This is a genomic window from Mesorhizobium sp. M1329, assembly GCF_040318035.1.
Classification (GTDB): domain Bacteria; phylum Pseudomonadota; class Alphaproteobacteria; order Rhizobiales; family Rhizobiaceae; genus Mesorhizobium.
This window is the reverse complement of sequence record NZ_JAMYLN010000014.1, coordinates 138,201-162,950: the sequence shown is the minus strand read 5'-3', so window position 1 is coordinate 162,950 and position 24,750 is coordinate 138,201. Positions and strand designations below refer to the sequence as shown.

The window sequence follows — 24,750 nt, the reverse complement described above, 5'->3', positions numbered from 1 at the left end:
CATCCGGATAGATCGGATGGAACAGGGTCTGGCGTTTTGTCTTTTCCGAAAACCGGATTCCACTTTTCGGGATCATGCTCTAAGCGCTGGACAGGCCGAATTCCCGTGCTATAACCCACGCGCTTTCAAGGGGTGCCGACGGCGCTTTCATGAACCCGGTGTGCAGATTGCCGCGTGCCGGAGCAGGCCCAGATAGCTCAGTTGGTAGAGCAGCGGACTGAAAATCCGCGTGTCGGTGGTTCGAATCCGCCTCTGGGCACCACTACTTCCTCATATAAAATTAATGGCTTGCGGTGTCGCCAACTTGGCGACTTACGGCATTTCATGTCGCGCCGCGTTGCGAACTGATTGAGCCAAGCGAAGCGCAGCCAAAAACGACACTCGATACTTTCCTGCCAATGGCTTCAACAAAGACCAGCCTCATGGCAAATGCTCGGTTTCAAATTTCATGTGCCCGCCGGCTTTACCGCTTTCTGGCAACCACCAGGAAATTCTGCGCAAGCCCCGCCGGAATCCTGGCACTTGCGCAGATCCTTTCAAACGGCACGATCAATATTTCGCAGAGTCTTGGCAGCAAATTCCCGGGTCGCGGCAAAAAACCGTACCCAACTATCCGCTCGACAATAAAGCCATTTGCAATGAGCATCTGCTCGTATCGTTTAATGCTCAAAGTGTGGCGGACTGTCCCTCCTGCATAACGGTTCAGAATGCGGCAGACCAGCCCTATTGGCGAGGTCGCATTCATGTGGATATTCGAGATTAGCAATCCACCTTCGTTCAAATGCGCGCTGATGGCCGACAGTGCATCCTTCCTGAGCTCATCTTCAGCATTGAGGAAGAATCTGAATGCCGTGACCACGTCGAACCTTTCGACAAGCGGAGAGAACGTAAGATCAGCGCGGACCAATCTCACGTTCTTCGGAACCCGTGCGCTAGCCAGCATAGATTGGGAGATGTCAACGCCGACGACTTCACCAAAAAATTGAGCGGCGATATTTGCTATGCGGCCTGTGCCGCATGCGAAGTCCAGGCATTTCCGGTTCGGCCCGCCGACAGGCAGGAGAGTACGTTCGACCAAAGGCTTTTCGATACCCGACCACAGAGCTGCATAGTAGCCGGACCGGAACGTGTCGGAGTAATGGGCACCGTACCCAACCGTCTGATGGCTTGCTCGGTAATCCGGACGAGCGGGTGCACGGTTCTCATGGGCGCTCCCTAACGGTCGCCACTGCGCCCGCAGAAATCTGCGAATGCCAACCAACGATCTCACCGTGAGCACCATGCAACTCGCGCCTCTAGTCTGGCCCGACGCATGCCGTCGCGGGCAATCCGTGCCCCACGATGCGCGCGACGACCTGTTCGAAATTGCGTGGGTCGAGGCCGTCGACACGCATCAGCGGCCATTTGTCTTGCAGGCATTGACCGATCTCCCTCGCGATATCCGCTTGCTTCAGGCCCCTGACCACTCCGACTTCGAGAAGGCGCTCTAGGTATGGCTGCCGCGCATACCGCTCAATGAGCCGGTGGCGCAGCGTTTCCCCGGGCGCGTCGACTTGAATGAGGAGATCCGGTCGCGGCAGGAACGTCAGGCAATTACGAACCATGTCGATACTTTGATCTCGTCCCAACAGGACGAGCGCACACAACGCCTGAACGATGCCCTCTTCGAAAATGAAGTACCCTTCTGAGGCCTGCGCCGTATTCCAGGCTTCGAAGAGCAAAACGACGTCGACCTTCAGACGCAATGCCCATATTCGACTTTTTGGAGGGATCGATGCCAAAAGCCGCGCAGCGGCCCCCTCGCTCGGCGGGGTCGAGAACAAGACCGGACTCGCGGTGGCGAGCTTGTGCACCAGACGCTGGATGCCATGGCGTGTCTCCGGGCCTTCATCCTCGACCGAATCGACTTCGCTGCCGAAAGAGACAAAATCAATCCGGCGATAGCCGTTGACGGTCTTCACACGGATGTCGTGTTTCGCCAGCTCACGGCAAAGGGCGCGGAGAAGGGTCGTCTTGCCTGCGCCCGGCGGACCGAACAACTCGATAATCATGTAGGGATCTCCCGAACAGGAAGCAGAAAGATCGGATGAAGCGAACTCGCCCGCTCCGGCGGTGTGGCGAGCGTAAATACTCTGGCATCCGCCTGGCCGAGTTGACCCCGCTCGCTGGCATCCTGCCGACGCCGCAAAAAGTTTTGGAGGAGATGCGATGCGGCGGAAGATTGCCTTTCCATGGCGTGCAGTCCCGTCTGTTGAGCCGCGACAGCGTTGCCGGTTGACGTGAGAACTTGCAATTGCTTCTCGATCGCCTGCGCTTGCGGCTGGTCGACACGCCTGTCGCTATCGAACTGGCTCGTCGCCCGTGCCATCTCCCGATCGATCGAGCGCCCCTCGGTTGCCCGTTGGTCGACGTCGGTCGTGGTGGCTTCCAGGCGTGCGAGCCTCGACGACGCCGACCCCGGCGCCTGCGCCAACACCTCCGTCGTCGCGCCGCTTGCGCCCATACATGGACCTCAGAAAGTCTCTAAAAACGCCTGGGGATCAAAGCTTACTGTGAGCGCCGAACCACACCATCATCCATCTGAATGACTGTCGGCACCACGGTACGCGCGTTTGGGCGCTGAACAGGGCAACGAGTTCAGGCCGAGCGGGCGCTTTTGGCTTGACGCGACACAAACGCGACATTCGGCCTAAAATCTGAACAATATCAATGACCGACAGCGGACTGAAAATCCGCGTGTCGGTGGTTCGAATCCGCCTCTGGGCACCATTTTTCCCTGTACGGCCCGGAGACATAGGTAACAACCTCGCGCCGATCGGCGATCGGATTGTCGATGGCGTGCAAGAATTATCTGGACCATGGCGCCAGCGACCCCTGCTCGCGGGCCAAATGTCGATGAAGAACGTCTTCGGCATCTTGGATCCCGCTTTGGCCATAACCGCTCTACAGACCGAGGGCGCAGCCGTCTTTGCGCGGTTCAGAACCGCCCAGCAGGGTCCCGTTTGCCCAGTCGATGCGAATGGCCTGCGCACCGCCGATCGGGTCCGTGGCGGGAATGATTTCGAAACCGCGCCGGCTAAGTTCAGCCGCGGTTTCGCCAGCGAGCCCGTGTTCGGCCTGGACCTTCATGGTGCCGCTGACCGGGGCGACCCGCGGCAGATCAATCGCCTCCTGCAGATCCATCCCGAAGTCGAGCACCTTCGTCAGCAGGTGCGCGTGGCCCATTGCCTGGTAGTAGCCACCCATAACGCCGAAAGGCATTTCTGCCCGGCCGCTTCTCGCAAGCATCCCGGGTATGATGGTATGCAAAGGCCGCTTGTTCGGCGCCACTGCATTGGGGTGCCTGGGGTCAAGCGAAAAGCTTTGCCCGCGATTGTGCAAGACGACACCGGAGCGTGGCGAGACCAGGCCCGAGCCAAAGCTGTCGAAGACCGAGTTGATGAAACTGACCGCATTGCGATCCTTGTCGACAACGGAAATATACACCGTGTCGCTGTGCAGCGGCATATCGAACGCGGGCAGGTCCGCGCGAGCGCGCTTTGGGTCAATCATGCCGGCCAGACGATCGGCCCAGGCATTCGACAACATGTCGGCCACCGGGACCTCGGACGCGTCGGGATCGGCGACGAGCAGGTCACGCGCGGCGTAAGCGAGGCGTGTCGCTTCGATTTCCAGGTGAAGCCGGTCGGCGGATTGCGGGTCGCCGTTGGCTTGGAAACGCGAGAGGATGTTTAGAATGAGCAGCGCGATCACACCCTGGCCATTCGGCGGACATTCGAACACATCGCAGCCTCGAAACGCCGTGCTGATCGGGGTCACGTATTCGCCTGTTGCCGAGGCGAAATCTTCGAGTGCGTGCAATCCGCCGAGCCCACGAAGATAGGCGACCATGTCTTCGGCCACAGGGCCAGTGTAGAAGGCCTCTCGTCCTTTTTCGGCGATCAGCCGCAGCGTTGCAGCCAACTCAGGCTGGCGATGCACTTCGCCAACGCGTGGTGCGCGGCCGTTTGGCAGGAAAATCCGTTTCGCCGTCACATCGGAGGCCAGAAGTTCTTCCTCCAACGCCCAGTCACGATGGACCCGCGGTGAAATGGCGTAGCCTTCCTCGGCGAAACGTATAGCGGGGGCCAGGATTTGATCGAAGGGCATGTGTCCATGATCAGCGTGCAATCTGGTCCAGGCATCGATCGCTCCCGGGATGGTGACGGAGCCAGGAGAATTGCGGGCCACCTCGGCCATGCCACGTTCGAGGAACCAGTCAATTGTGAGGGCCGCGGGTGTCCTGCCCGATCCGTTGTAGGCGATGACCTCGCCGGATCCGTTTCGCGACAGGAGAGCGAAGCAGTCGCCCCCAATGCCGGTCGAGGCTGGCTCGACGACACATTGCACTGCGCAGGCTGCGATGGCGGCATCCATGGCGTTGCCGCCGGCCGCCATGATCTCGACCGCCGTCAGGGTTGCCGACGGATGAGAGGTGGCGGCCATGGCCTCGCGTGAAACGACGACCGAGCGCGTTGGTTTCTCAAAATTTCGCATGCTATGCCCTTCTGATCGTGCTCAAGAGGCGGCGTCGCTCATCGTCGAGGGGCGGTGCCGCAGATGCCGCGACATCCAGTATTCGAGTGCCGCCAAGGCACGGATGATCGCGAAGTTCAAAGTGAGATAAATGGCGCCCGCGCAGATGAAGACTTCAAAGGCGCGGTAGGTCTGCGAGATCAATCCCTGCGCAATTCCAGTCACCTCCATCAAGGTCACGATGGAAGCCAGAGACGTGCCCTTGATCATCAGGATGATTTCATTGCCGTAACTCGGCAGCGCCTGGCGAAAGGCCAGCGGCAGGATAACGTGCCGATAAGTCAGACAGGTGGACAGGCCGACAGACCGGGCCGCCTCGACAAGGCCGCGTGGCACCGATTGAATCGCGCCGCGGAGGATTTCGCTGCCATAGGCGGTGGTGTTGAGTGTCAGGGCGATGATTGCGCACCAGTAGGGTTCTCGGAAAACGGCCCATAATCCAATTGCCGACAGTTGGTGCCGGAACTGACCAAGGCCATAATAGGTCAGAAAAATCTGCACCAGCAGAGGCGTGCCCCTGAACATGGCAACAAAGCCACGGATCGGCAAAACGACGAAGGGCGATTCCGATTGCTGGGCAAGCGCCAATGTGACGGCAAGAACGAAGCCGGCAACAATGGAAGTCAGGGCCAGTTCCATCGTAAGCGGCAGACCGGCAAGGAGCTTCGGCAGGATCTCGAGGAAAAAACCGAAATCTATCATGCCGACCGGACGCGCCAAGGCGCCTTTCGTTCCAGACGGTAAAAGGCATGGCCGGTGACGGAAGCGATAGCCAGATAGAGCAAGGCTGCAGCAATGTAGAAGATAAACGGTTCACGGGTCGAACCTGCAGCGATCTGTGCCTGGCGCATCAGTTCAACGAGGCCGATTACCGATATCAGCGACGAGTCCTTCAGAACCAACTGCCACACATTGCCGAGACCCGGCAGGGCGTATCTCAGGAGCTGGGGAAAAATAACCTGTCGCAGCCGCTGCAGCCGGTTGAGACCAAGCGCGCAAGCGGCATCGTGCTGTCCCTGGTCGATGGCGAGGTAAGCCCCTCGATAGACCTCGGCTTGATAGGCGCCCGAGATGATCGCGATAGCCAAGGTTCCAGTGGCAAAGGCCGGAACGCCGACGAATCCGGATCCGCCCAGGCTATGACCAAGCGAGGTCAGGGCGACGCTTCCTCCATAGTAAAGCAGATAAATGGTCAGAAGGTCGGGCACGCCTCTGAAAACGGTGCAATAGCCAAGGGCCAAGAACCTCAATACCTTGGAGTTGCGGAGACGCCCGGCCGCTGCCAGCCCACCGAATACAGTGCCAAGCGCAAAGCCCAGCACAGACAGAAGCACTGTAACCGAGGCCGCCACGAGAAGAGCAGCCCCCCAACCTCCGTGCTGGAAACCAAGCAGCCGGAATGCGTCAACCATTGATACCCCCGGCAGGGCGAACGGCTCAGCTCCGGAACGTGGTCAGGAATGGCCGTTCGCCGACAAGCGCCTACTTGACTGGAGTGACGTCGCTCTTGAGCCATTTAAGCGACAGGGTTTTGATCGTGCCATCTGCGATCGCGGCGTCGATGGCGCCGTTGAGCATGTCTTTCAGCTTGGTGTCCTCTTTGCGGATACCGGCACCGGAGCCAAGACCGAAGAGCCCCCCGACAAATCCTGGTCCTGCAAGCGTATAGTCGCTGAACTCCGGTTTGCTCAGCGTGGCGGCCAGCGCTGTCTGCTGTGCGAAGAGCGCGTCGATGCGACCGGCGGCGAGATCGAGATCGTGTTGCTCGGTGGTCTTGTATTCGCGAATCTCGGCGACGTCCGAGAAGTATTTTTTCACGAATTCCAGGTTCGCCGTTGCGGCCTGAACGCCAATGATCTTTCCCTTCAGCAATGGCTTGAGCTTGTCGATTGCCGCCTGCGCAGAGGCTTCATTGTCCAGCTTGAACCGCTCATTGGAAATGCCGAGCTTGCCCAGTTCGCTATCCTTTGCGACCGCGAAACCTGAGGGATCCACCGCATATGGCTGGGTAAAGTCGATGACCTTCAAACGTTTTTCAGTGATGAACATGCTCGCCATGATCACGTCGAACTTGCCGACGGTCAGCGCGGGGATCATGCCGTCCCAGTCCTGTGCGACGATCTTGCACTCGATCTTCATTCGCCCGCACAGATCATTGGCGAGATCGACTTCGAAGCCGTCCAGCTTGCCGTCGGCTGTTGTGAAATTCCAGGGCGCGTAGGCTCCTTCGGTGGCAATGGTAATTGCCTTTGGTGTTTCTTGTGCAACGGCGGCCTGGACCAGGCCGAACAGGACCGACGCAATGGCTGCGATGCGGCTAATTTTCATGTCATTCTCCTCTTTTTGCCGGTATGGCAGTTCCCTTTCGTCGTGCCGGATTATCTTCCGGCTTCAACGAGTTAGATGATATTTCCTAGCGGCGGCCGGGACTTGCGAAGTTGGCCAGAAGCGGTGCCGTCTCGACGATATGATCCCGCATGACGATCTCTGCCTTGCCGGCATCACCTGACCGCAGCACGTCGATCAGGATCTCGTGCTCGGCACGCGCGCTGGCGGGCTTGTCGACATAGTCGAACCAGATGCGCAGGTAGGGCTCGATCACGACGTGCAGGCTGGCAATCTGCCGGACCAGCTTGGGTCTGTTGCTCAATTGGCAAATCTGCAGATGGAAGGCCTGATGGCGCACGACCCAGTCGCTGCTGCCGGTCTGGCTGGCGCGCTCCATGCGGTCGAGCTGGCGTTCCAGTTCTTCAAGCACTTCGACATCGATGTGCGGCATGGCAAGCCTTACCGCCAACCCTTCGAGCGCCGAGCGTATTTCAAATGTTTCGTAGATCTCATCGAGGGTAAGCCCGGCGACGATGCAGCCACGGTTCGGGCGAATGACCACAAGACCTTCCGCGGCCAGCTGGCGGAATGCTTCGCGAACCGGCATGCGGCTCATGCCGATTTCAGTCGCGATCTCTTCTGGGATCAGCCGGTCCCCGGCCCGATAACGCCCCATCCTCAGGGCCCGCTGAATGTGGCGATAAGCCTCCTCCTCGGCGGTCGTGATGCCCAACGGCCCGATTGCGTCAGCTGCCATGTCCAGGGTCCAATCAGAGCGTATCTGTGTATCCACTTATCCAGTTGTCAGAACCTGTGTCAAGCACCGATGCTTGCGCGCGTTGGAATTTCTCTTGTGAGAATAAGCACTTGGTAGGGAAAATCGGGCAAGCACACCGTAATCGGCTAGCCGCTGATCGGCCTACTTTTCAACGTCCTGCAAAAAAAGGCCCGCCGCCCCATTTGCGAAGCGGCGAGGCCCCATATTCGGGGACGTTGCCGGGGTTACCGGCAGTGCCTACAGTGCAATTCAGGTGCCAGAATTGTTGATCCAAAACGGGTCACCGCACCGGAGGCGCGAACGCGGACCTTCCGCGATCACGCTACTGCCGCGCTTTGCCATTCCTGCTATGTTATTTTCTGGCGGACCTGATTTTTTCCGCCTGGCCGGCGCCCCATCAGGCAACTTACCCCAACGCGCCCCCCAAGTGGCGCCGGCCATTTTCCCCTTATTGGGGCACGGGCGCGCCGATTCTGCGCTTTCGAGCTATGGCAATCCGCCGGCGAGCCGCTTTGTCCAGCCTGCAATTGTCAGCCCGCACGCGATTCCCGCGCAGTCGGCCACCCAGTCGAACAGATCCGGGTCGCGCCCTATCAGTTGCACGGCCTGAAGACCCTCGATCGCCGCGCCGGTGAGAACGAGGAGTACAATCAGCTTCGCCTTGCGTTCCGGCCAGCCGAGACTTCCGAGAGCCGCAAGGACGACGAAGGCGGCGGCGTGATTGAGCTTGTCGTAATCAAACGTGAAAGCCAGGCCAAGACCCTGCAGGAGGTGCTCCGGCAAAAGGGCGAACAGCAGAACGCCGGCAAACGCGGCCGGAAAGGCAATCCTTGCCACGATCTGATAAGAATCCAGGCGCCACAAGGATAGAATGGCCTTTCCGAATGTGCAGGGGGCACCGCCGATCGCTGAATTGAGCGCGAGCGCGGCGTCCAATTTCCGCCGTCCGGGCGTCCGGTGCATCGTCAGAATGAATGAATGCCGCGGTTCTGCCGCTGCACAGGCCGAACTGCTGGGAGTGCTCTCCAATGGTGCGGCTTCCGCGATCACGCAATTACCTGCTGCGCCAGCGCGGCTACTATCTGGCTGCGGCGGACCTGATTTCCGCTTGGCCGGCGCTGCGTCAGGGCACCTTACCCCATGCCACGCGAAGCGGCGCCGGCCAGAATTCCAACGGTTGAGTGAGGAGCGACCCGCGTCAAAAGCCCGCCGCCCTGTCGGACGACGGGCTCCGTTGCCTGGGCGCCAGGGCGCCGCGGTAGCGACTGATGCTACTAATGCTCCCGCAGGTCTCCAATATGCTGCTGCCGGACGGCGTTGCGCATCGGCTAAACAAACGAAGCCCGCGCCTCTGGCGGAGGGCGCGGGCCGACCGGGTTGCAGCCCGATCTGCAGCTGAAACCCGGGAGGTTCCCGCTGCTTAGGATAACAATTAGAGACTTCTAATGTTCCGGTTTAGGGAAGATGCCGGCTGCTTCAGAAATCTCATGGTCGGAGCGATGACGATCGAGGCGTCAGCTCGTGCGCAAGTCGATCTGGAAAATCCGCTCGTCGAAGTGCCGCGTTTCGACGGCAAAGGTCAAGGCCACGTCAAGGACCAGACCGCCATAGTCGTCCCGGACCTTGACTGCAATCCTGCGATGAGGAAGGCCATCCCTGGCCATCTCGCCCAATGTGCGAAGGGCTTCTTTCCTGACCAGCGGGACATCGTCGTATAACGTTCCCTGATCGTCGGAATAGACGATTCCGTCTTCATCGGAATCGAAGAAGTAGCGGGGCATTGCGCTTGGCCGAAGCGGCGGCATCCGGGCACGTTGTCGATAGCTGGCCGCGATCTCGGCCAATCGCGATCAGTGCCTCTCCACCGTTGGCTTGGCCGCCATCTCACTTGCGCTCGCGCAATGCCTTCACCGCCTGCGAGAGGATCATCCGGTCGCCGCCGGTCCTTTTGATCAGCTTGCTCACCTGGCTGGGCGAAACACCATTTTTCCGCGCGAAATATTCGACCTCGTAATACTCATCCGCCGAAACGCGATTGCGATCGCTGAAGTCTCGCTTGGTCTTGTCGTCGGCCATTTCTGTTCTCCTCGCCCCTTCTCTTCGCTTCAGGGGGTCAACTTTGGTGCACGCAGCAATTTAAGGGTTCGCCCGCCACAAAGTGACGGGCGAACCCTTATCGGCGCAGGAAGGGACAGGGCTGCGCAGATGCCGGGTTCGATCGGAATGGAAACAGCCAAGATCGGTGCGAGCAACCGTCGACTTTTTCCATGGAATCCTCCCGGAACGTGCAGCCAGCAACGGCTAGGCGCCGCGGCGGTTCCGGGTCACGCGGCAAACCCACCCTTTGCGCACAAGGATCAGACTTAGGTCCTGCGGCAACACGTCGATTGGTCCCTGCCGGGCGGGACCGAAGCCCCGTCGACGGAACGTTTTCAGCTGCCTTCCGTTCGAGGGAGCCTTGGCGTGAAGAGCGGACCGAGTTCGCAAAGGAGACGACCCATGAGAATGCATCTTTCCACCGCGGTGGCAGGATTGTTGCTGCTGGCAGGCGTCGGTGCCGCCGCGGCGCAAGACGTTGTCATCGAACCGCAGCAGGAAACGGTCATCAAGGAGTATGTGAAGAAGCAGCCGCTGGCCTCGGTGAAAATCCCTGGGGTGGAGCTCAATATCGGCTCAACGCTTCCCGATACTGTCGAGCTTCATGAAGTCCCCAACGTCAAATACCGCTATGTCGTCGTCGACAACCGCACCGTCGTCGTCGACCCAGGCACGCGCAAGATCGTCAAGATCATCGAGTGACGTGAAAGCTTCGGGCAGCCATCGCCCGCCGCTCAGAAATGAGCGGCGGGCGATGTATGCGTCAAGGGTTCCTCGGCGTCCTCGCTCAGCAGGAACCTGCCGTACTATTGAGGGCCGGGGGGCCTCACAGGCAGTTTCAATGCGAACAATCAGCAGACTTTTTGATTTCCATGACCAGGCGGCGCGAGCCGTCGAAGCACTTCAGGCGGCAGGAATTGCGCGCCACCAGATCAGCATCATCGGGCCCTACGACGACGAAATCGGCGCCGTCTTGCGCGGTCCAGGCACCGGTGCCGCCCTTGGCGCGGCGGCGGGTTTGTTGGCCGGCCTAGGCGCCTTTAATATTCCCGGCATCGATCCCCTCGGCGCGGGATGGCTGGCATCGGCCCTCGTCGGTGCAGCCTTGGGCTGCGTTGTCGGCAGACTTTTCGGCACATTGTCCGATATCGGCAAGCAGCCAGGCAAGCCGGATGCCGCACAAGGTGTGATCCTGGTGCTGGCGCATGTCGATGAAAGGCAGGCCGACACCGCACAGGCGGTGCTTGGGGCTTCCGTTCAGGCAACGCAGTCTTTGGCCAGGGCGGCATGAAGATTCAGCTCGAGCAAAGCGCTTGACCAGGCCGCGCAGCGGGACGGCGATCCAAGCGCGAATTCAAAAATCTCTGGCAAGCCGCCGCCAGAAAGTGTTGAACACCGTGCCGATCACATTCGGCGAGCGGTTGCGCTCGGCGAGGCTTGATGATTTGCTGTCGGTTTGCGGAGAACGAATAATGCATGAGCCTGTCGGTCAAGACGAATATGGGTCGACCAGCCCGTTCGATCCGGACGATCTGTCGAGGTTGAACGCAATCGGCCCGAGCGCCGGCAGCAACGATTTCGAAAAATACGCAGTCGCCGTGATCATCGTGTTCGGCGCCCTGATCATCGGTGGCCTGATGGCTGCCGGCTTGAGCTTCGGGCGCCGCAGCACCTTCTTTTTCGCGCTTGGCGGCGCCACAGCGGCATGGATATCCGGCAATGCGCTTCTGCTCGACCGGCCGCGCATCTACGCGCTATTCGTCGGCATCGCGGCACTGATGCTGATAGCGTCGACGATCGCGCTGGTCACCTGATTCAGAGCGTAATCTTCTTGTCGACCATGATCTTATCCGTAAACCGGTCCCCACTTTTTGGGCCTAATACCCGATAGCCTTGCCGGATGCGGCGCGGCTGTCGATGGCGCCATTGTAGCGGGCGCCGCCACCCTTCTCGATTTCCGCCAGGCTCTTGCCGCCGACCAGGATGCCGGCCGCCTGGCCCCAGGTCGTGTCGGCAAGATCGAGGTGGTAGCCCATGCCGGTGAGCAGCTTTTCGGTATCGGGCGACAGGCCGAAAGGTTCGATATAGACCGTGTCGGGCAACCATTGGTGATGGACGCGCGGTGCGTCGATGGCCTCCTGGATGTTCATGCCGTGGTCGACGACGTTGACGATCGCCTCCAGCGTGATGGTGATGATGCGTGAACCGCCGGGGCTGCCGATGACCATGAACGGCTTGCCGTCTTTGGCGAGGATGGTCGGGCTCATCGACGACAGCGGCGTCTTTTTCGGCGCGATCGCGTTCGCCTCGCCCTGGACCAGGCCATAGAGATTAGGCACTCCGGGTTTCTGGGTGAAATCGTCCATCTCGTTGTTGAGCAGAATGCCGGTGCCGGCGGCGACAACGCCGGCACCGAAAGAGCCGTTCAGCGTGTAGGTTACCGCGACAGCGTTGCCATCATTGTCGATGATCGAATAATGCGTCGTCTCGCTGCTCTCGCCAAAGCCCTTCGGCATCAATTCCTGCGAGACGCCGGCCCGGAACGGATCGATCTTTTCGCGGATTTCCCTGGCGTAATTCTTGTCGAGCAGTTTTGCGACCGGGTTGTCGACGAAACCGGGATCGCCGAGCGCCGAATTCCGGTCGACATAGGCGTGGCGCATCGCCTCGACCATAACGTGAACCGTCTCGGCCGAACCGGCGCCGAGATAGGACAGCGGATAGAGCTCAAGCACGTTGAGGATCTCGCAGATGATGATGCCGCCGGAGCTCGGCGGCGGCGAGGAAATGATCTCGTAGCCGCGATAATTGCAGGTCGCCGGCTTGAGCTCACGAACCACGTAGTTTTCGAAATCGGCCCTGGCCAGAATGCCGCCCTTCTCGCCGCTCGCCTTGACGATGGCGTCGGCGGTCGCGCCTTTGTAGAAGGCATCCGCACCGCGCTCGGAAATGGCGCCAAGCGAAGCCGCGAGATCGGGCTGAACGAGGCGCTCGCCGACAGCATAAGGCTTGCCGTCCGGCTTGAGGAAAATGGCTGCCGCCGCTGGGTCCCTCGCCAACCGCTCCGCGCCGCCCCGGAGCGAGGCCGCATCGCCCTGCTCCAGCACGAAACCTTCTTTGGCAAAGCGGATTGCCGGCGCCAGCAAGTCCTGCCGAGACAGCGTGCCGTATTTCTCCCGCGCCATCTCGAAACCGGCAACCGAGCCCGGCACGCCGACCGCCAGATAGCCGTCGAGACTGGCGCCCTTCACCGGCTTGCCGTCCTTGTCGAGATACATGGTTTTGGTCGCGGCCAACGGTGCGCGCTCGCGAAAATCGAGGAAGGTCGAGCGACCGTCCTTGAAGCGGATGGTCATGAAGCCGCCACCGCCGATATTGCCGGCGGTCGGATAGACAACGGCCAGCGCATAGCCGACGGCGACCGCGGCATCGACGGCATTGCCGCCCTTCTTCAGCACCTCGACGCCGACTTCCGAGGCCAGATGCTGGGCGCTCACCACCATGCCGTGCTCGCCCTTCGCCGGCTGCGGCGAGGCGGCAAAGGCGAGGAACGGTACGAAGGTCAGGGTGAGGGAAAGGCTGACGGCGATTAGGGTTCGGCGGGTGTTGTGCATGGCCGTTCTCCGAGGCGTGGGGTAGACCTAGGAAACGCGCTTGGCGGGGTCGAGTCTACTGACATTAATGGGAAGGCGAGGGTTCAGGCCGGCGGAACTGCCGATCTCCCCCCTTGCGGGGGAGATGGCCGGCAGGCCAGAAGGGGGGTGCTGTCCCTCCGACCTCTCCAGCAATGCGCGGGCACATCCTCTGGCTATTTTGCAGGTTGCACGATTCGACGTTGGAGATCCGTCCCACCCCCCTCTGTCCTGCCGGACATCTCCCCCGCAAGGGGGGAGATCGGATTTCGCCTTTGGTTTTCGCCAACATTCAACGCTGACAGGCAACTTTGTTCTTGCTTTGTGCCGGCAGCTATGCTACTAATTCCGGTATGGTGCTAATTGGCTCCAACGACCCGCCCTTCGTGGCGGGTTTTCCATTTTCACCCCAACATCAAACAATCCCGCCACCGACGCTTGCGACCGCCGGCCGTTCGGCTGCGACCTTCGCCCGGTAGCCGGCGGCGCGGTAGGCGGCGACCGGATCGATGGCGCCACCGGTCTTCAGCCGCGCCATGGCGAGGATCGGCTCGACGTCGGTGCGATAGGCTGTCTTCAGCGTTTGCGTCGCCATCAGCGCGTCATTGGCGTCCTGAAAGCCTTCGAGCGCCTTGCGGTCGACCAGCAGCGCCTGGGCATAGGCGCGCTGCACCTCGACCGCCGACAGCATCAGGCTTTCGATCGGATCGGTGACGTTATGGCTTTGGTCGAGCATGTGGGCGGGATCGAAACCTTCGTCACCGGCAAGCTCGGCATCGACCAGTTCATTGAAGACGAGGAGCAGGCGGTAGGGATCGATCGAGCCGGCGTCGAGGTCGTCGTCGCCATATTTCGAATCGTTGAAATGGAAGCCGCCGAGCTTCTTGAACTGGATCAGCCGCGACACGATCATTTCGATGTTGACGTTGGGGGCGTGATGGCCGAGGTCGACCAGGCAGAACGCCTTGTCGCCAAGCTCTTTGGCGATGATGTAGTTGGTGCCCCAATCCTGCACAACGGTCGAATAGAAGGCCGGCTCATACATCTTGTGCTCGGTGAACAGCTTCCAGTCGTCCGGCAGCCCGGCATAGATCTCCTTCATCGCGTCGAGATAGCGCTCGAATGCCCTGGCGAAATTGACCTGGCCGGGAAAGTTCGAGCCGTCGCCGATCCATACCGTCAGCGCTTTGGAGCCCAGCGTCCTGCCGATCTCGATGCATTCGAGATTGTGCTCGACCGCCTGCCGGCGTGTTGCTGCATCGGCATGCGACAGCGAGCCGAATTTATAGGAAAGTTTCTGGTCCCTGGCGTCGGAGAAGGTGTTGGAGTTGATGGCGTCGAAGCCAAGGCCGAAGCGGGATGCCGCCTGTTTCAGCCGGTTCGGATCGGCCTTGTCCCAGGGAATGTGCAGCGAGACGGTCGGCGTCGCCTGCGTCAATTGCCGGATTACGGCGCAGTCCTCGATCTTGTCGAAAATGTCACGCGGCTCGCCGGCGCCGGGAAAGCGGGCAAAGCGGGTGCCGCCGGTGCCGACGCCCCAGGACGGGATGGCGACGGCGAATTTCTCGACCTTGTCGCGGATGGCGTCGATGGCGATGCCGCGGCGGTCGAGGCGCTCGCCGAGAGACTCGTAGTCGCGTCTGAGATCGGCATCGCGCGCGGCATTGTGCCTGTCGACGAGGTCGGCGGAGATGATGGTTTCGGACATGGTGGTTTCCTCCCAATTTGCGTTGGTCGGCGCTGCCCCTCACCCTTACCCTCTCCCCGTAAAGAACGGGAAGAGGGGGGATCACCGGCGTTGGAGCGCTTCCCTTCTCCCCGTCACTATACGGGGAGAAGGTGCCGGCAGGCGGATGAGGGGCAGCGCAACCCTTAAAGACGGTCGCTTATCGCGTAAAACTCTGCGCGTTGCCGGCGTCGACGTTGATGATGTTGCCGGTCGATTTGGCCGACATATCGGAGGCGAAGAAATAGATCGCCTCGGCGATGTCTTCGGGGAACACCGACCGCTTCAGCATCGAACGCGAGCGGTAGTGCTCCTCGAGATCGTCGGTCGACATCTTGTAGGCGGCGGCGCGCTGTTCCTTCCACTCGCCGGTCCAGATCTTCGAGCCGCGCAGCACAGCGTCGGGGTTGACGACATTGACCCTGATCTGCGCTTCCGCGCCTTCCAGCGCCAGGCAGCGTGCCAGATGGATCTCGGCGGCCTTGGCCGTGCAATAGGCGGCGGCGTTTGGCGATGCGGCAAGCCCGTTCTTGGAGGCGACGAAGACGACGTTGCCGCCGATCTTCTGCGCCCGGAACAGCCGGAACGCTTCCCGCGAAACCAGGAAATAGCCGGTCGACAGGATGTCCATGTTCTTGTTCCACAGCGCCAGCGTGGTGTCCTCGATCGGCGCCGACGTTGCCAGACCGGCATTCGACACGAGGATATCGATGCCGCCAAATTCGACCGCCGTTTCGGCAAAGCCGGAGATCACCTGATCCTCGGACGTGACGTTGATGACGACGGGCCGGACGAAATCCTTGCCATAGGCCTTGGCAAGCTCGTCATTGGCGCTGGCAAGGGCTGCTTCGTCGATATCGGCCAGCACGACGCAGGCGCCCTCGCGCAGCAGCCGGTTGGCGGTGGCCCGGCCGATGCCGCCGGCGCCGCCGGTGACCAGCGCAATCTGGCCGGCAAGAGCCTTTGGTTTCGGCAGGCGCTGCAGCTTTGCCTCTTCGAGCAGCCAGTATTCGATGTCGAAGGCTTCCTGGTCGGGCAGGCCGACATAGGTCGACACCGTCGAGGCGCCGCGCATGACATTGATGGCGTTGACGTAGAATTCGCCTGAAATGCGCGCCGTCGCCTTGTCGCCGGCGAAGGTGAACATGCCAACGCCGGGCATCAGATAGACGACGGCGTTCGGATCGCGCACGGGCGGCGAATCCGGGTGCTTGCAGCGGTCATAATATGCCTGATAGCCGACGCGATACTCCGCCACATCGTCGGCAAGACGGGCAATGACGGCATCGACGTCGGGATTTTGGGGGTCGAACTCGATGACCAGCGGCCGGATCTTGGTGCGCAGGAAGTGGTCCGGGCAGGACGTGCCTAGTGCCGCCAGCGGCCGCAAATCCCTGGAACTGACGAATTCGAGCACGGCAGGGGAATCGTCGAAATGGCCGAGCTTGTGGCTGTTCTCCGAGATCAGGCCGCGGATCCTCGGCATCAGTTTTGCGGCCACGGCGCGACGCGCCGGCGCATCGAGGGATTTGACGACTTCGCCGCCGAAGATCGGCTTGCCCTGGCTCTTGCGCTCGAACCAGTCGATCGCCTGGTTGATCACCGAGATCGTCGTCTCGTAGCATTCCTTCGGCGTGTCGCCCCAGCTGAACAGGCCATGGCTTGCCAGCACGACACCCTTGGCGTTGGGGTTCTCGAGGCAGAATTTCTCCAGCCACAGGCCGAGCTCGAAGCCCGGACGTTTCCATGGCAGCCAGCCGATCGTGTCGCCGAAGATCTCCTTGGTCAGCGCCTGCGAATCCTTGGCGGCAGCAATGGCGATGATCGCATCGGGATGCATATGGTCGACATAAGGCTTCGGCACGAAGGCATGCAGCGGCGTGTCGATGGAAGCCGCGCGCGGGTTGAGATTGAAGGTGCAGTGAGGCAGATAGCCGACCATCTCGTCTTCGTGTTCGAGGCCGCGATAAAGACCTTTCAGCGCACGCAATTTGTCCATGTAGAGCGTGGCGAAGCCGTCTGTTTTAATCGAGGCGCTGTCGCCGCCCGAGCCCTTGACCCACAGCACTTCCACGCTCTCGCCGGTGAGCGGATCCTTTTGCCAGATCTTGGAGGAGGTGTTGCCGCCGCCATAATTGGTGACGCGCTTGTCGGAGCCAAGAACATTCGAGCGATAGACCAGACGTTCGGGCTCGCTCATTGCTTGCGCTTTTGCGTCATCCCAAAGATTGGCGAGGCGCGTGCCGGAGCGCTTGTCGAGCATAGGTATCCTCCCTTTGGGACACGCAAACGGCGCGGGTCCCTTTTGTACGAATTTCTACGCAAGCGGCGGCCTTGTCAATCACAAACGATCAATATCAGTCATATTGCATCGCACAACGAAATTATCTGATCGGAAATGATTGACACTGCGCGCTTTGGGTGCCTAGATGCTCAGGCAGGGAGGAACCATGCACGAAAAAGAGCGCCACAGGATCATTCTGTCCGCCGTCCAGGAAAAACCTGTGGTGACGGTGCAGGAGATGGTCGACCTGACGGAGTCGTCGGAGGCGACGATCAGGCGCGACATCGCGGCATTGCATGTGCAAAAGCGGCTGCGCCGCGTGCGCGGCGGGGCCGAGGCGCTTTCGCCGCCGCAGTTCATCGGCCTTGCCGGCCGGCCCTTCTCCGTCAACGAGACCATCAACGCTTCGCAGAAGCGGGCAATCGCGCGGGAAGCCGTGGATCTATGCAAGGACGGCGAGCCGATCATCATCAATGGCGGCACCACCACCTTCCAGATGGTGCATTTCCTGACCGGCCGCCGCATGCCGATCTTCACCAATTCCTTCCCGATCGCGGAGCACCTGCTCAGGCACTCCAAGAACACGGTGATGCTGTCAGGCGGCACCATCTACCGCGAGCAGAACATCATCCTGTCGCCGTTCGACAATGACGTGACGCGCAATTTCTACGCGCGCCGCATGTTCATGGGCGCACAAGGGCTGGGGCCGCTCGGTCTTATGGAAGGCGACCCGCTGCTGATCCAGGCCGAACAGAAACTGATCGACCAGGCAGACGAGTTGGTGGTGCTGGTCGATTCCTCGAAATTCCGCAAACGCTCGAGCCTGATCCTGTGCGGCCTGTCGCGCATCGCCACGGTGATCACCGACGACGCCATCGAGGATCGCGAAGCCAAGATGCTGGAGACCGCCGGCGTCACGCTGATCATCGCCCGCACAACGGCAACCAACAAGGAAGAATCTTCGCTGCAGGCCTGAGAAAAACTCACGCCCGCAGCGGTGATGGAATGCAACGCTCAAGGGAGGATATTCGATGAGCTTTCTGAAGAAATTGATGGTTACGGCGGCGTTCTCCGCCGCCATGTTCGTGAATGCCGCCTACGCCGAAAACGTCAAGATCGCGCTGGTGGTGAAGTCGCTCGGCAACGGCTTCTTCGACGCCGCCAACAAGGGCGCCGAAGAGGCGGCCAAGGAGCTCGGCGATGTCGACATCATCTACACCGGCCCGACCAAGGCGACCGCCGAAGCTCAGATCGAAGTGGTCAATTCGCTGATCGCCCAGAAGGTCAACGCCATCGCCATTTCGGCGAACGACGCCGACGCGCTGGTGCCGGTGCTGAAGAAGGCGATGCAGCGCGGCATCACCGTTATCTCGTGGGATTCAGGCGTCGCGCCGGAAGGCCGCCAGCTTCACCTCAACCCCTCCGACACCAACCTGATCGGTGAGACCATCATCAAGCTGGCCGCCGACTATCTGCCGGAAGGCGGCGATGTCGCCATCCTGTCGGCTTCTTCGACCGCGACCAACCAGAATGCCTGGATCGACGCGGCCAAGAAGGTGCTGCCGGAGAAGTTCCCCAAGATCAAACTCGTCGCCACCGTTTATGGCGACGACGACTCGGCCAAGAGCACGGACGAGGCCAAGGGTCTTTTGAAGTCCTATCCGAACCTCAAGGCGATCATCGCACCGACCACGGTCGGCGTCGTTGCCGCCGCGCAGGTGGTGACCGATGAAGGCCTGATCGGCAAGGTCAACGTCACCGGCCTGGCGCTGCCGTCGGAGTTCAAGAAGTTCATCGACAATGGCGCCAGCCAGGCGGTTGCGCTGTGGAACCCGATCGATCTCGGCTATTCCGCGGTCTACCTCGCCCATGACCTGGCGGTGAAGAAGGAAGAAGCCAAGCCCGGTGCTACGCTGTCGATCGGCCGCGTCGGCAAGGTCACGCTCGACGACACCAACTCGGCTGCGATGGCTCCGCCCTTTCAGTTCGACAAGTCGAACATCGAAAAGTTCTCCAAGATCTATTGATCCTGGAGCCTTCGAAACGGTGCGGCGGGGCTCAGGTTCCGCCGCGCTTTCAAACGAACCTTGTTTCAGGGCTTGATACGATTATGGACACGACAGCCCAACACGAAGTGGCGAAGGAAGCGCCTTTGTCTCCCGGACCGCGCCTGATGCTGTCCGGCATCTCGAAAAGCTTTCCCGGCGTGCGGGCGCTGCACGATGTCGGCCTGTCGCTCTATCCCGGCCAGGTAACCGCGCTGATCGGTGAAAACGGCGCCGGCAAGTCGACGCTGGTCAAGATCATGACCGGCATCTACCAGCCTGATGCTGGCACGATCAGCATCGACGGCCAGCCGGTCACACTGCCCAGCGCCCACGCCGCGTTCGGGCATGGCATCACCGCCATCCACCAGGAAACGGTGCTGTTCGACGACCTGACGGTGGCCGAAAACATCTTCCTCGGCCATGCGCCGCGCACGCGTTTCAAAACCATCGACTGGCGCACCATGCGCAAGAATGCCCGCGAGGTGCTCGACACGATGGGCGCCGGCCATATCGACGCCGATGCCAGGCTGAAGGATCTCGGCATCGCCAACAAGCACCTTGTCGCCGTCGCCCGCGCCATGTCGATCGACGCGCGGATCGTCATCATGGACGAGCCGACGGCAGCGCTTTCGATGAAGGAGATCGAAGAGCTTTTCCTGCTGATCGAATTCCTCAAGAGCGACGGCAAGGCGATCCTGTTCATCAGCCACAAATTCGATGAGATCTACCGCATCGCCGACCGCTATACCGTGTTCCGCGACGGCGAGATGGTCGGCGAAGGCCTGATCAAGGACGCCGGCCAGAGCCAGATCGTGCGCATGATGGTCGGCCGCTCGGTCGATCACATCTTTCCGCAGCGCAAGGCCGAGATCGGCGCGCCGGTGCTCGCCGTCTCCGGCCTGTCGCATCCGACCGAGTTCGACGACATCGGCTTCGAACTGCACAGGGGCGAAATCCTCGGCTTCTACGGCCTTGTCGGCGCCGGGCGCAGCGAGGTGATGCAGGCGATATCAGGCATCACCCGCACCAGCGGCGGCACGATCACGCTGGAGGGCAAGGCGATCGCGCCGAAATCAGCGGCGGATTCGATCAATGCCGGCATCGTCTATGTGCCGGAGGAGCGCGGCAAGCAAGGTGTGGTGATCGGCCTGCCGATCTTCCAGAATGTCTCGCTTCCCTCGCTCAGGCGTACCTCCAAGTCCGGCATGTTGCGGCTGGCGGAAGAGTTCGCCCTGGCCCGCGCCTATACCGAGCGGCTCGACCTGCGCGCTTCCTCGCTCAGCCAGGATGTCGGCACGCTGTCGGGCGGCAACCAGCAGAAGATCGTCATCGCCAAATGGCTGGCGACCGCGCCCAAGGTGATCATCCTGGACGAGCCGACCAAGGGCATCGACATCGGCTCGAAGGCAGCCGTGCACGGCTTCATGGCCGAGCTCGTCGCGCAAGGCCTGTCGGTGATCATGGTGTCGTCCGAACTGCCGGAAATCCTCGGCATGTCCGACCGCGTCGTCGTCATGCGCGAGGGCCGCATTGCCGCGGTCTACGACAATAAGGGGCTCGACGCCGAAACCTTGGTCAGGACGGCAGCGGGGATCGCGGCATGAAGGCTTTTCTCAGATATCGCGAGGTCTGGCTGCTGGCGGCAATCGTCGTGCTGATCGGGCTGATCTCAACGCGGTTTCCAGGTTTTGCCGATCCGGCCAATCTGCGCCAGGTGTTCAACGACACGTCGATCCTGATGATCCTGGCACTCGGCCAGATGGTCGTCATCCTGACCCGCTCGATCGACCTGTCGATGGCTTCCAATCTCTGCTTCACCGGCATGGTGGTGGCGATGCTGAACGCCGCACATCCGGCAATCCCGACCCCGCTGCTGATCGTCATCGCACTTCTGGTCGGGCTGGTGCTCGGCGCCATCAACGGCCTGCTGGTATGGCGGCTGAACATTCCCTCGATCGTGGTGACGCTCGGCACGCTCACCATCTACCGCGGCGCCACCTTCGTCATATCAGGCGGCGCCTGGGTCAATGCCGACCAGATGAGCCCTGATTTCATCGGCCTGCAGCGCGCGGCGTTCCTCAGTATTCCGGTGCTGTCGTGGATCGCCCTTTTGGTCATTGCCCTGTTCTTCCTCGTGATGACACGCACCGCGCTCGGCCGCTCGATCTATGCCATCGGCGTCAACCCGACCGCATCGGTCTATGCCGGCATCGATGTCGGCCGGACGAAATTCATCGTCTTCTGCATCTCGGGGATGATCGGCGGCCTCTGCGGTTATCTCTGGATCTCGCGCTACGTCATCGCCTCGGTCGAGGTCGCCAATGGCTATGAGCTCAACATCATCGCCGCCTGCGTCATCGGCGGCATTTCGATCGCCGGCGGCATCGGCTCGGTCGGCGGCGCGGTGCTCGGCGCGCTGTTCCTCGGCATCATCTCCAACGCGCTGCCGGTGATCAATATCTCGCCCTTCTGGCAAATGGCGATTTCAGGCAGCGCCATCATCCTGGCCGTGGTGCTCAACGCGCGCGGCGAACGCCGGCAAGGCCGCATCATTCTCAAAAAGGCGGAAGCGGCATGACCGACACCCCTGCCCCACGCCACATTCCCGATCGGCTCGACAAGCCTTTCACTGCGGCGGTCTTCTCCTGGGAGGCGCTGCTGGTCGTTGTCGCTGTTGCCATTTTTGCCGTCAACAGTTTTGCCTCGCCCTATTTCCTCGACCCATGGTCGCTGTCGGACCTGACTTTCAACTTCACGGAAAAGGCGCTGATCGCGCTCGCCATGGCGCTGCTGATCATCTCCGGCGAAATCGACCTGTCGGTGGCCGCCATCATCGCACTCGCGTCAACAATGATGGGCATGGCGGTGCAGGCCGGTGCTGGCACTCCGGTGCTGATGGCAATCGGCCTCATCGTCGGGCTCGGCTGCGGCGCCTTCAACGGCCTGCTCGTCACCAGGCTCGGCTTGCCGTCGATCGTCGTCACCATCGGCACGATGAGCCTGTTTCGCGGCATTGCCTTCATCATCCTGGGCGACCAGGCCTACAAGGGCTATCCCGCGAGCTTCGCCTTCTTCGGCCAAGGCTACGTCTGGTGGGTGGTGTCGTTCGAACTGACGCTGTTCCTGGCCGCGGCAGTTATCTACTGGTTCCTTTTGCACCGGACGAGCTTCGGCCGCCGGGTCTTTGCCATCGGCAACAACCCGGTCGCGGCGCAGTTTTCCGGGGTACGTGTCGGCCGCATCAAATTCATCCTGTTTTGCCTGACCGGCCTGATGGCGGGCATCGCCTCGGTGCTGATCACATCGCGGCTCGGCTCGACCCGGCCGTCTATCGCGCAGGGCTACGAGCTCGAAGTCATCACCATGGTGGTGCTCGGCGGCGTCAGCATCCTGGGCGGCGCCGGCAGCATTCTGGGTGTGGTGCTGGCCGCCTTCATCATGGGGCTGGTGACCTTCGGCCTCGGCCTGCTCAACGTGCCGGGGATCGTCATGTCGATCTTCATCGGCCTGCTGCTGATCATCGTCATTGCGCTGCCGATCCTGTGGCGGCGCGTGCAGCGGGAGCGCTTTGCCTGATGCCGGAGAAATACGCGTTCAAGATGAGGCTCAATCCGGGCATGAAGGCCGAATACAAGAGGCGCCACGACGACATCTGGCCGTCACTCGTCGCGTTGCTGAAACGGGCCGGTATCTCCGATTATTCGATCCATCTCGACGAGGAGACCAACACCCTGTTCGGCGTGCTGTGGCGGCGCGATGACCACGGTATGGACGAATTGCCGAAGCATCCGGTGATGCAGCGTTGGTGGGCCGAGATGGCGGACATCATGGAGACCAGGCCGAACAACGAGCCGGTGGCGGTGCCGCTGGAAACAATGTTCCATATGGAATGACCCGCCACGTCGCCGTCATCGATATCGGCAAGACCAACGCCAAGGTGGCGCTGGTCGATCTTGCCGCAGCAAGCGAAGTCGCGCTGCGCAGGATGGTGAACGAGCCGGTTCGGCAAGGCCGGTACCCGCACCATGACGTCGAGCGGTTATGGGCGTTTATCCTCGGCAGCCTGGCCGAGATCGATCGCGAGCAGCGCATCGATGCGATATCGATCACCACCCATGGCGCAACGGCCGTGCTGGTCGACGCATCTGGCGAACTGGCGCTGCCGGCGCTCGACTACGAATTCGACGGGCCGGATGCCCTTGCCGGGGACTATGACACGATCCGTCCGGCGTTCTCCGAGACCGGCACGCCGCGCCTGCCGGCCGGCCTCAATCTCGGTGCGCAGCTGTTCTGGCAGCAGAATCGCTTTCCGGCGGATTTCGCCAGAACCGCCGCGATGCTGATGTATCCGCAATACTGGGCCTTGCGCCTGACCGGCGTCGCCGCCAGCGAGGTGACTTCGCTCGGCTGCCACACCGATCTTTGGAACCCGTGGAAAGCGGATTTTTCGTCGCTGGTCGACCGGCTGCAATGGCGCCGGCTGATGGCGCCGGTGCGGCAGGCCAAGGACCGCCTGGGCCCGATCCTGCCCGCTCTGGCGTGGCAAACCGGCCTCGACCCACAAACGCCGGTGTATTGCGGCCTGCACGATTCCAACGCCTCGCTGCTGCCGCATCTCCTATCCGGCAAGCCGCCTTTCTCCGTCGTCTCGACCGGCACCTGGGTGGTGTCGATGGCGGTCGGCGGCAGCAAGGTCACGCTCGATCCGGCACGCGACACGCTGGTCAATGTCAACGCACTCGGCGATCCCGTGCCCTCGGCGCGCTTCATGGGCGGCCGCGAGTTTTCCGTGCTGACCGAGGGCCAATCGGAGAACTGGACGGACGACGATGTTGCCACGGTGCTGGCGCGCAAGACGTCCCTGTTGCCCTCGACCCAACAGGGTTCGGGGCCGTTTCCGCATCATACCGCATCATCGCTTAACGCGGACGGGATGAGCGCCGGCCAGCGCTTTGTCGCCATCTCGTTCTACCTGGCGCTGATGACCGCGACCTGCCTCGACCTGATCGGCGCGGACGGTCCCACCATCGTCGAAGGACCCTTCGCCCGCAACCGGCTGTTCACCCGCATGCTGGCTGCGGCGACAGCACGCGCCGTCATTGCCTCCGAGGCTGCGACAGGCACCAGCATCGGGGCCGCCTTGCTGGCGTCGGACCAGGGGACACCGCAAGGCAGGGGCGAAAGGACCGAACCGTCGGCCGATCCACTCTGGACAAGTTACGTGCGCTCCTGGCGTTCGGCGGTCGACGAACGAGCCTGACCGCCGAGCTCATGGCGCCCTG

25 protein-coding genes and 1 tRNA gene are annotated in these 24,750 nt (G+C 61.4%); 12 read left to right on the top strand and 14 right to left on the bottom strand.

The window, feature by feature from the left end; all coding sequences use genetic code 11:
* Positions 1-186 precede the first annotated feature (186 nt).
* A tRNA-Phe gene (locus NKH21_RS16770) sits at positions 187-262 on the top strand.
* Positions 263-463: 201 nt separating this feature from the next.
* On the opposite strand, the gene NKH21_RS16765 is transcribed toward NKH21_RS16770, so the two are convergent.
* The 9 genes from NKH21_RS16765 to NKH21_RS16725 all read right to left on the bottom strand — a co-directional run bounded on the left by NKH21_RS16765 (position 464) and on the right by NKH21_RS16725 (position 8,617).
* Complete coding sequence (locus NKH21_RS16765) at positions 464-1,282, bottom strand: class I SAM-dependent DNA methyltransferase (protein ID WP_352664104.1); 819 nt, start codon at positions 1,280-1,282, stop codon at positions 464-466.
* 13 nt (positions 1,283-1,295) lie between these two features.
* Positions 1,296-2,051 carry an AAA family ATPase gene (locus NKH21_RS16760; protein WP_352664106.1) on the bottom strand — a complete coding sequence of 252 codons (756 nt, stop codon included), beginning with the start codon at positions 2,049-2,051 and terminating at the stop codon, positions 1,296-1,298.
* A complete protein-coding gene (locus NKH21_RS16755; RefSeq protein ID WP_352866254.1) occupies positions 2,048-2,503 on the bottom strand; it encodes a hypothetical protein in 456 nt (151 codons plus the stop codon). Before NKH21_RS16755 ends, NKH21_RS16760 begins: the two co-directional genes overlap by 4 nt.
* Before the next feature lie 440 nt (positions 2,504-2,943).
* Positions 2,944-4,536 carry a gamma-glutamyltransferase gene (gene ggt, locus NKH21_RS16750; protein WP_352664110.1) on the bottom strand — a complete coding sequence of 531 codons (1,593 nt, stop codon included), beginning with the start codon at positions 4,534-4,536 and terminating at the stop codon, positions 2,944-2,946.
* A gap of 21 nt (positions 4,537-4,557) precedes the next feature.
* Positions 4,558-5,277 (bottom strand): ABC transporter permease, encoded by a 720-nt coding sequence (locus NKH21_RS16745; RefSeq protein ID WP_352664355.1) that lies wholly within the window; start codon positions 5,275-5,277, stop codon positions 4,558-4,560.
* On the bottom strand, positions 5,274-5,987 hold the full coding sequence (locus tag NKH21_RS16740; protein ID WP_352664112.1) for an ABC transporter permease: 714 nt from the start codon (positions 5,985-5,987) through the stop codon (positions 5,274-5,276). The genes NKH21_RS16745 and NKH21_RS16740 overlap by 4 nt, the downstream gene beginning before the upstream one ends.
* A gap of 70 nt (positions 5,988-6,057) precedes the next feature.
* Positions 6,058-6,903 (bottom strand): transporter substrate-binding domain-containing protein, encoded by an 846-nt coding sequence (locus NKH21_RS16735; RefSeq protein ID WP_352664114.1) that lies wholly within the window; start codon positions 6,901-6,903, stop codon positions 6,058-6,060.
* Between the two features lie 85 nt (positions 6,904-6,988).
* Positions 6,989-7,636: a GntR family transcriptional regulator gene (locus tag NKH21_RS16730; RefSeq protein ID WP_352664116.1), complete on the bottom strand. Its 648-nt coding sequence runs from the start codon at positions 7,634-7,636 to the stop codon at positions 6,989-6,991.
* A gap of 531 nt (positions 7,637-8,167) precedes the next feature.
* A complete protein-coding gene (locus NKH21_RS16725) occupies positions 8,168-8,617 on the bottom strand; it encodes a VanZ family protein (RefSeq protein ID WP_352866250.1) in 450 nt (149 codons plus the stop codon).
* Between the two features lie 92 nt (positions 8,618-8,709).
* Between NKH21_RS16725 and NKH21_RS16720 the strand changes: the two genes are divergently transcribed.
* Positions 8,710-8,862 carry a hypothetical protein gene (locus NKH21_RS16720; RefSeq protein ID WP_352664120.1) on the top strand — a complete coding sequence of 51 codons (153 nt, stop codon included), beginning with the start codon at positions 8,710-8,712 and terminating at the stop codon, positions 8,860-8,862.
* A gap of 333 nt (positions 8,863-9,195) precedes the next feature.
* Here the strand turns inward: NKH21_RS16720 and NKH21_RS16715 are convergent, their stop codons facing one another.
* Together NKH21_RS16715 and NKH21_RS16710 are read right to left on the bottom strand one after the other, a co-directional pair.
* Entirely contained in the window at positions 9,196-9,525 is a 330-nt protein-coding gene (locus NKH21_RS16715; protein ID WP_352664122.1) for a DUF6894 family protein, read from the bottom strand.
* A gap of 40 nt (positions 9,526-9,565) precedes the next feature.
* A complete protein-coding gene (locus NKH21_RS16710; RefSeq protein ID WP_352664124.1) occupies positions 9,566-9,757 on the bottom strand; it encodes a DUF3606 domain-containing protein in 192 nt (63 codons plus the stop codon).
* 423 nt (positions 9,758-10,180) lie between these two features.
* Here NKH21_RS16710 and NKH21_RS16705 point away from each other — a divergent pair, with 423 nt between their 5' ends.
* The 3 genes from NKH21_RS16705 (at position 10,181) to NKH21_RS16695 (ending at position 11,592) form a co-directional block, all read left to right on the top strand.
* A complete protein-coding gene (locus NKH21_RS16705; protein ID WP_352664126.1) occupies positions 10,181-10,480 on the top strand; it encodes a DUF1236 domain-containing protein in 300 nt (99 codons plus the stop codon).
* A gap of 139 nt (positions 10,481-10,619) precedes the next feature.
* Positions 10,620-11,069 carry a hypothetical protein gene (locus NKH21_RS16700; protein WP_352664128.1) on the top strand — a complete coding sequence of 150 codons (450 nt, stop codon included), beginning with the start codon at positions 10,620-10,622 and terminating at the stop codon, positions 11,067-11,069.
* Positions 11,070-11,250: 181 nt separating this feature from the next.
* Entirely contained in the window at positions 11,251-11,592 is a 342-nt protein-coding gene (locus NKH21_RS16695) for a hypothetical protein (protein ID WP_292663955.1), read from the top strand.
* Between the two features lie 63 nt (positions 11,593-11,655).
* On the opposite strand, the gene ggt (NKH21_RS16690) is transcribed toward NKH21_RS16695, so the two are convergent.
* The 3 genes from ggt (NKH21_RS16690) to NKH21_RS16680 form a co-directional block, all read right to left on the bottom strand.
* Complete coding sequence (gene ggt, locus NKH21_RS16690) at positions 11,656-13,392, bottom strand: gamma-glutamyltransferase (protein WP_352664130.1); 1,737 nt, start codon at positions 13,390-13,392, stop codon at positions 11,656-11,658.
* A gap of 433 nt (positions 13,393-13,825) precedes the next feature.
* Positions 13,826-15,118 carry an L-rhamnose catabolism isomerase gene (gene rhaI, locus NKH21_RS16685; RefSeq protein WP_352866245.1) on the bottom strand — a complete coding sequence of 431 codons (1,293 nt, stop codon included), beginning with the start codon at positions 15,116-15,118 and terminating at the stop codon, positions 13,826-13,828.
* A 178-nt stretch (positions 15,119-15,296) separates the two neighbouring features.
* Entirely contained in the window at positions 15,297-17,399 is a 2,103-nt protein-coding gene (locus tag NKH21_RS16680; protein WP_352664134.1) for a bifunctional rhamnulose-1-phosphate aldolase/short-chain dehydrogenase, read from the bottom strand.
* A gap of 187 nt (positions 17,400-17,586) precedes the next feature.
* Here NKH21_RS16680 and NKH21_RS16675 point away from each other — a divergent pair, with 187 nt between their 5' ends.
* The 7 genes from NKH21_RS16675 (at position 17,587) to NKH21_RS16645 (ending at position 24,728) form a co-directional block, all read left to right on the top strand.
* Positions 17,587-18,396, top strand: coding sequence for a DeoR/GlpR family DNA-binding transcription regulator (locus NKH21_RS16675; RefSeq protein WP_023677380.1), 810 nt, complete (start codon positions 17,587-17,589; stop codon positions 18,394-18,396).
* 55 nt (positions 18,397-18,451) lie between these two features.
* Complete coding sequence (gene rhaS, locus NKH21_RS16670) at positions 18,452-19,447, top strand: rhamnose ABC transporter substrate-binding protein (protein WP_352448664.1); 996 nt, start codon at positions 18,452-18,454, stop codon at positions 19,445-19,447.
* Between the two features lie 83 nt (positions 19,448-19,530).
* Complete coding sequence (locus NKH21_RS16665) at positions 19,531-21,072, top strand: sugar ABC transporter ATP-binding protein (RefSeq protein WP_352664138.1); 1,542 nt, start codon at positions 19,531-19,533, stop codon at positions 21,070-21,072.
* Complete coding sequence (locus NKH21_RS16660; protein WP_352664140.1) at positions 21,069-22,046, top strand: ABC transporter permease; 978 nt, start codon at positions 21,069-21,071, stop codon at positions 22,044-22,046. Before NKH21_RS16665 ends, NKH21_RS16660 begins: the two co-directional genes overlap by 4 nt.
* Positions 22,043-23,044: an ABC transporter permease gene (locus NKH21_RS16655; protein ID WP_352664142.1), complete on the top strand. Its 1,002-nt coding sequence runs from the start codon at positions 22,043-22,045 to the stop codon at positions 23,042-23,044. The genes NKH21_RS16660 and NKH21_RS16655 overlap by 4 nt, the downstream gene beginning before the upstream one ends.
* On the top strand, positions 23,044-23,361 hold the full coding sequence (gene rhaM / locus NKH21_RS16650; RefSeq protein WP_352664144.1) for an L-rhamnose mutarotase: 318 nt from the start codon (positions 23,044-23,046) through the stop codon (positions 23,359-23,361). Before NKH21_RS16655 ends, rhaM begins: the two co-directional genes overlap by 1 nt.
* Positions 23,358-24,728: an FGGY-family carbohydrate kinase gene (locus NKH21_RS16645; protein WP_352664146.1), complete on the top strand. Its 1,371-nt coding sequence runs from the start codon at positions 23,358-23,360 to the stop codon at positions 24,726-24,728. Before rhaM ends, NKH21_RS16645 begins: the two co-directional genes overlap by 4 nt.
* The last annotated feature ends 22 nt before the right edge of the window (positions 24,729-24,750 follow it).

Bases quoted from the DNA above. Each gene is read 5' to 3' on its own strand.
- NKH21_RS16705 (WP_352664126.1), top strand. From the start codon at position 10,181: ATGAGAATGCATCTTTCCACCGCGGTGGCAGGATTGTTGCTGCTGGCA.
- NKH21_RS16735 (WP_352664114.1), bottom strand. From the start codon at position 6,903: ATGAAAATTAGCCGCATCGCAGCCATTGCGTCGGTCCTGTTCGGCCTG.
- NKH21_RS16740 (WP_352664112.1), bottom strand. From the start codon at position 5,987: ATGGTTGACGCATTCCGGCTGCTTGGTTTCCAGCACGGAGGTTGGGGG.
- NKH21_RS16720 (WP_352664120.1), top strand. From the start codon at position 8,710: ATGGTGCGGCTTCCGCGATCACGCAATTACCTGCTGCGCCAGCGCGGC.
- NKH21_RS16695 (WP_292663955.1), top strand. From the start codon at position 11,251: ATGCATGAGCCTGTCGGTCAAGACGAATATGGGTCGACCAGCCCGTTC.
- ggt (WP_352664130.1), bottom strand. From the start codon at position 13,392: ATGCACAACACCCGCCGAACCCTAATCGCCGTCAGCCTTTCCCTCACC.
- NKH21_RS16665 (WP_352664138.1), top strand. From the start codon at position 19,531: ATGGACACGACAGCCCAACACGAAGTGGCGAAGGAAGCGCCTTTGTCT.
- rhaS (WP_352448664.1), top strand. From the start codon at position 18,452: ATGAGCTTTCTGAAGAAATTGATGGTTACGGCGGCGTTCTCCGCCGCC.
- NKH21_RS16765 (WP_352664104.1), bottom strand. From the start codon at position 1,282: ATGGTGCTCACGGTGAGATCGTTGGTTGGCATTCGCAGATTTCTGCGG.
- NKH21_RS16680 (WP_352664134.1), bottom strand. From the start codon at position 17,399: ATGCTCGACAAGCGCTCCGGCACGCGCCTCGCCAATCTTTGGGATGAC.
- NKH21_RS16760 (WP_352664106.1), bottom strand. From the start codon at position 2,051: ATGATTATCGAGTTGTTCGGTCCGCCGGGCGCAGGCAAGACGACCCTT.
- rhaI (WP_352866245.1), bottom strand. From the start codon at position 15,118: ATGTCCGAAACCATCATCTCCGCCGACCTCGTCGACAGGCACAATGCC.
- NKH21_RS16645 (WP_352664146.1), top strand. From the start codon at position 23,358: ATGACCCGCCACGTCGCCGTCATCGATATCGGCAAGACCAACGCCAAG.
- NKH21_RS16700 (WP_352664128.1), top strand. From the start codon at position 10,620: ATGCGAACAATCAGCAGACTTTTTGATTTCCATGACCAGGCGGCGCGA.
- NKH21_RS16755 (WP_352866254.1), bottom strand. From the start codon at position 2,503: ATGGGCGCAAGCGGCGCGACGACGGAGGTGTTGGCGCAGGCGCCGGGG.
- NKH21_RS16710 (WP_352664124.1), bottom strand. From the start codon at position 9,757: ATGGCCGACGACAAGACCAAGCGAGACTTCAGCGATCGCAATCGCGTT.
- NKH21_RS16655 (WP_352664142.1), top strand. From the start codon at position 22,043: ATGACCGACACCCCTGCCCCACGCCACATTCCCGATCGGCTCGACAAG.
- NKH21_RS16745 (WP_352664355.1), bottom strand. From the start codon at position 5,277: ATGATAGATTTCGGTTTTTTCCTCGAGATCCTGCCGAAGCTCCTTGCC.
- NKH21_RS16675 (WP_023677380.1), top strand. From the start codon at position 17,587: ATGCACGAAAAAGAGCGCCACAGGATCATTCTGTCCGCCGTCCAGGAA.
- ggt (WP_352664110.1), bottom strand. From the start codon at position 4,536: ATGCGAAATTTTGAGAAACCAACGCGCTCGGTCGTCGTTTCACGCGAG.
- rhaM (WP_352664144.1), top strand. From the start codon at position 23,044: ATGCCGGAGAAATACGCGTTCAAGATGAGGCTCAATCCGGGCATGAAG.
- NKH21_RS16660 (WP_352664140.1), top strand. From the start codon at position 21,069: ATGAAGGCTTTTCTCAGATATCGCGAGGTCTGGCTGCTGGCGGCAATC.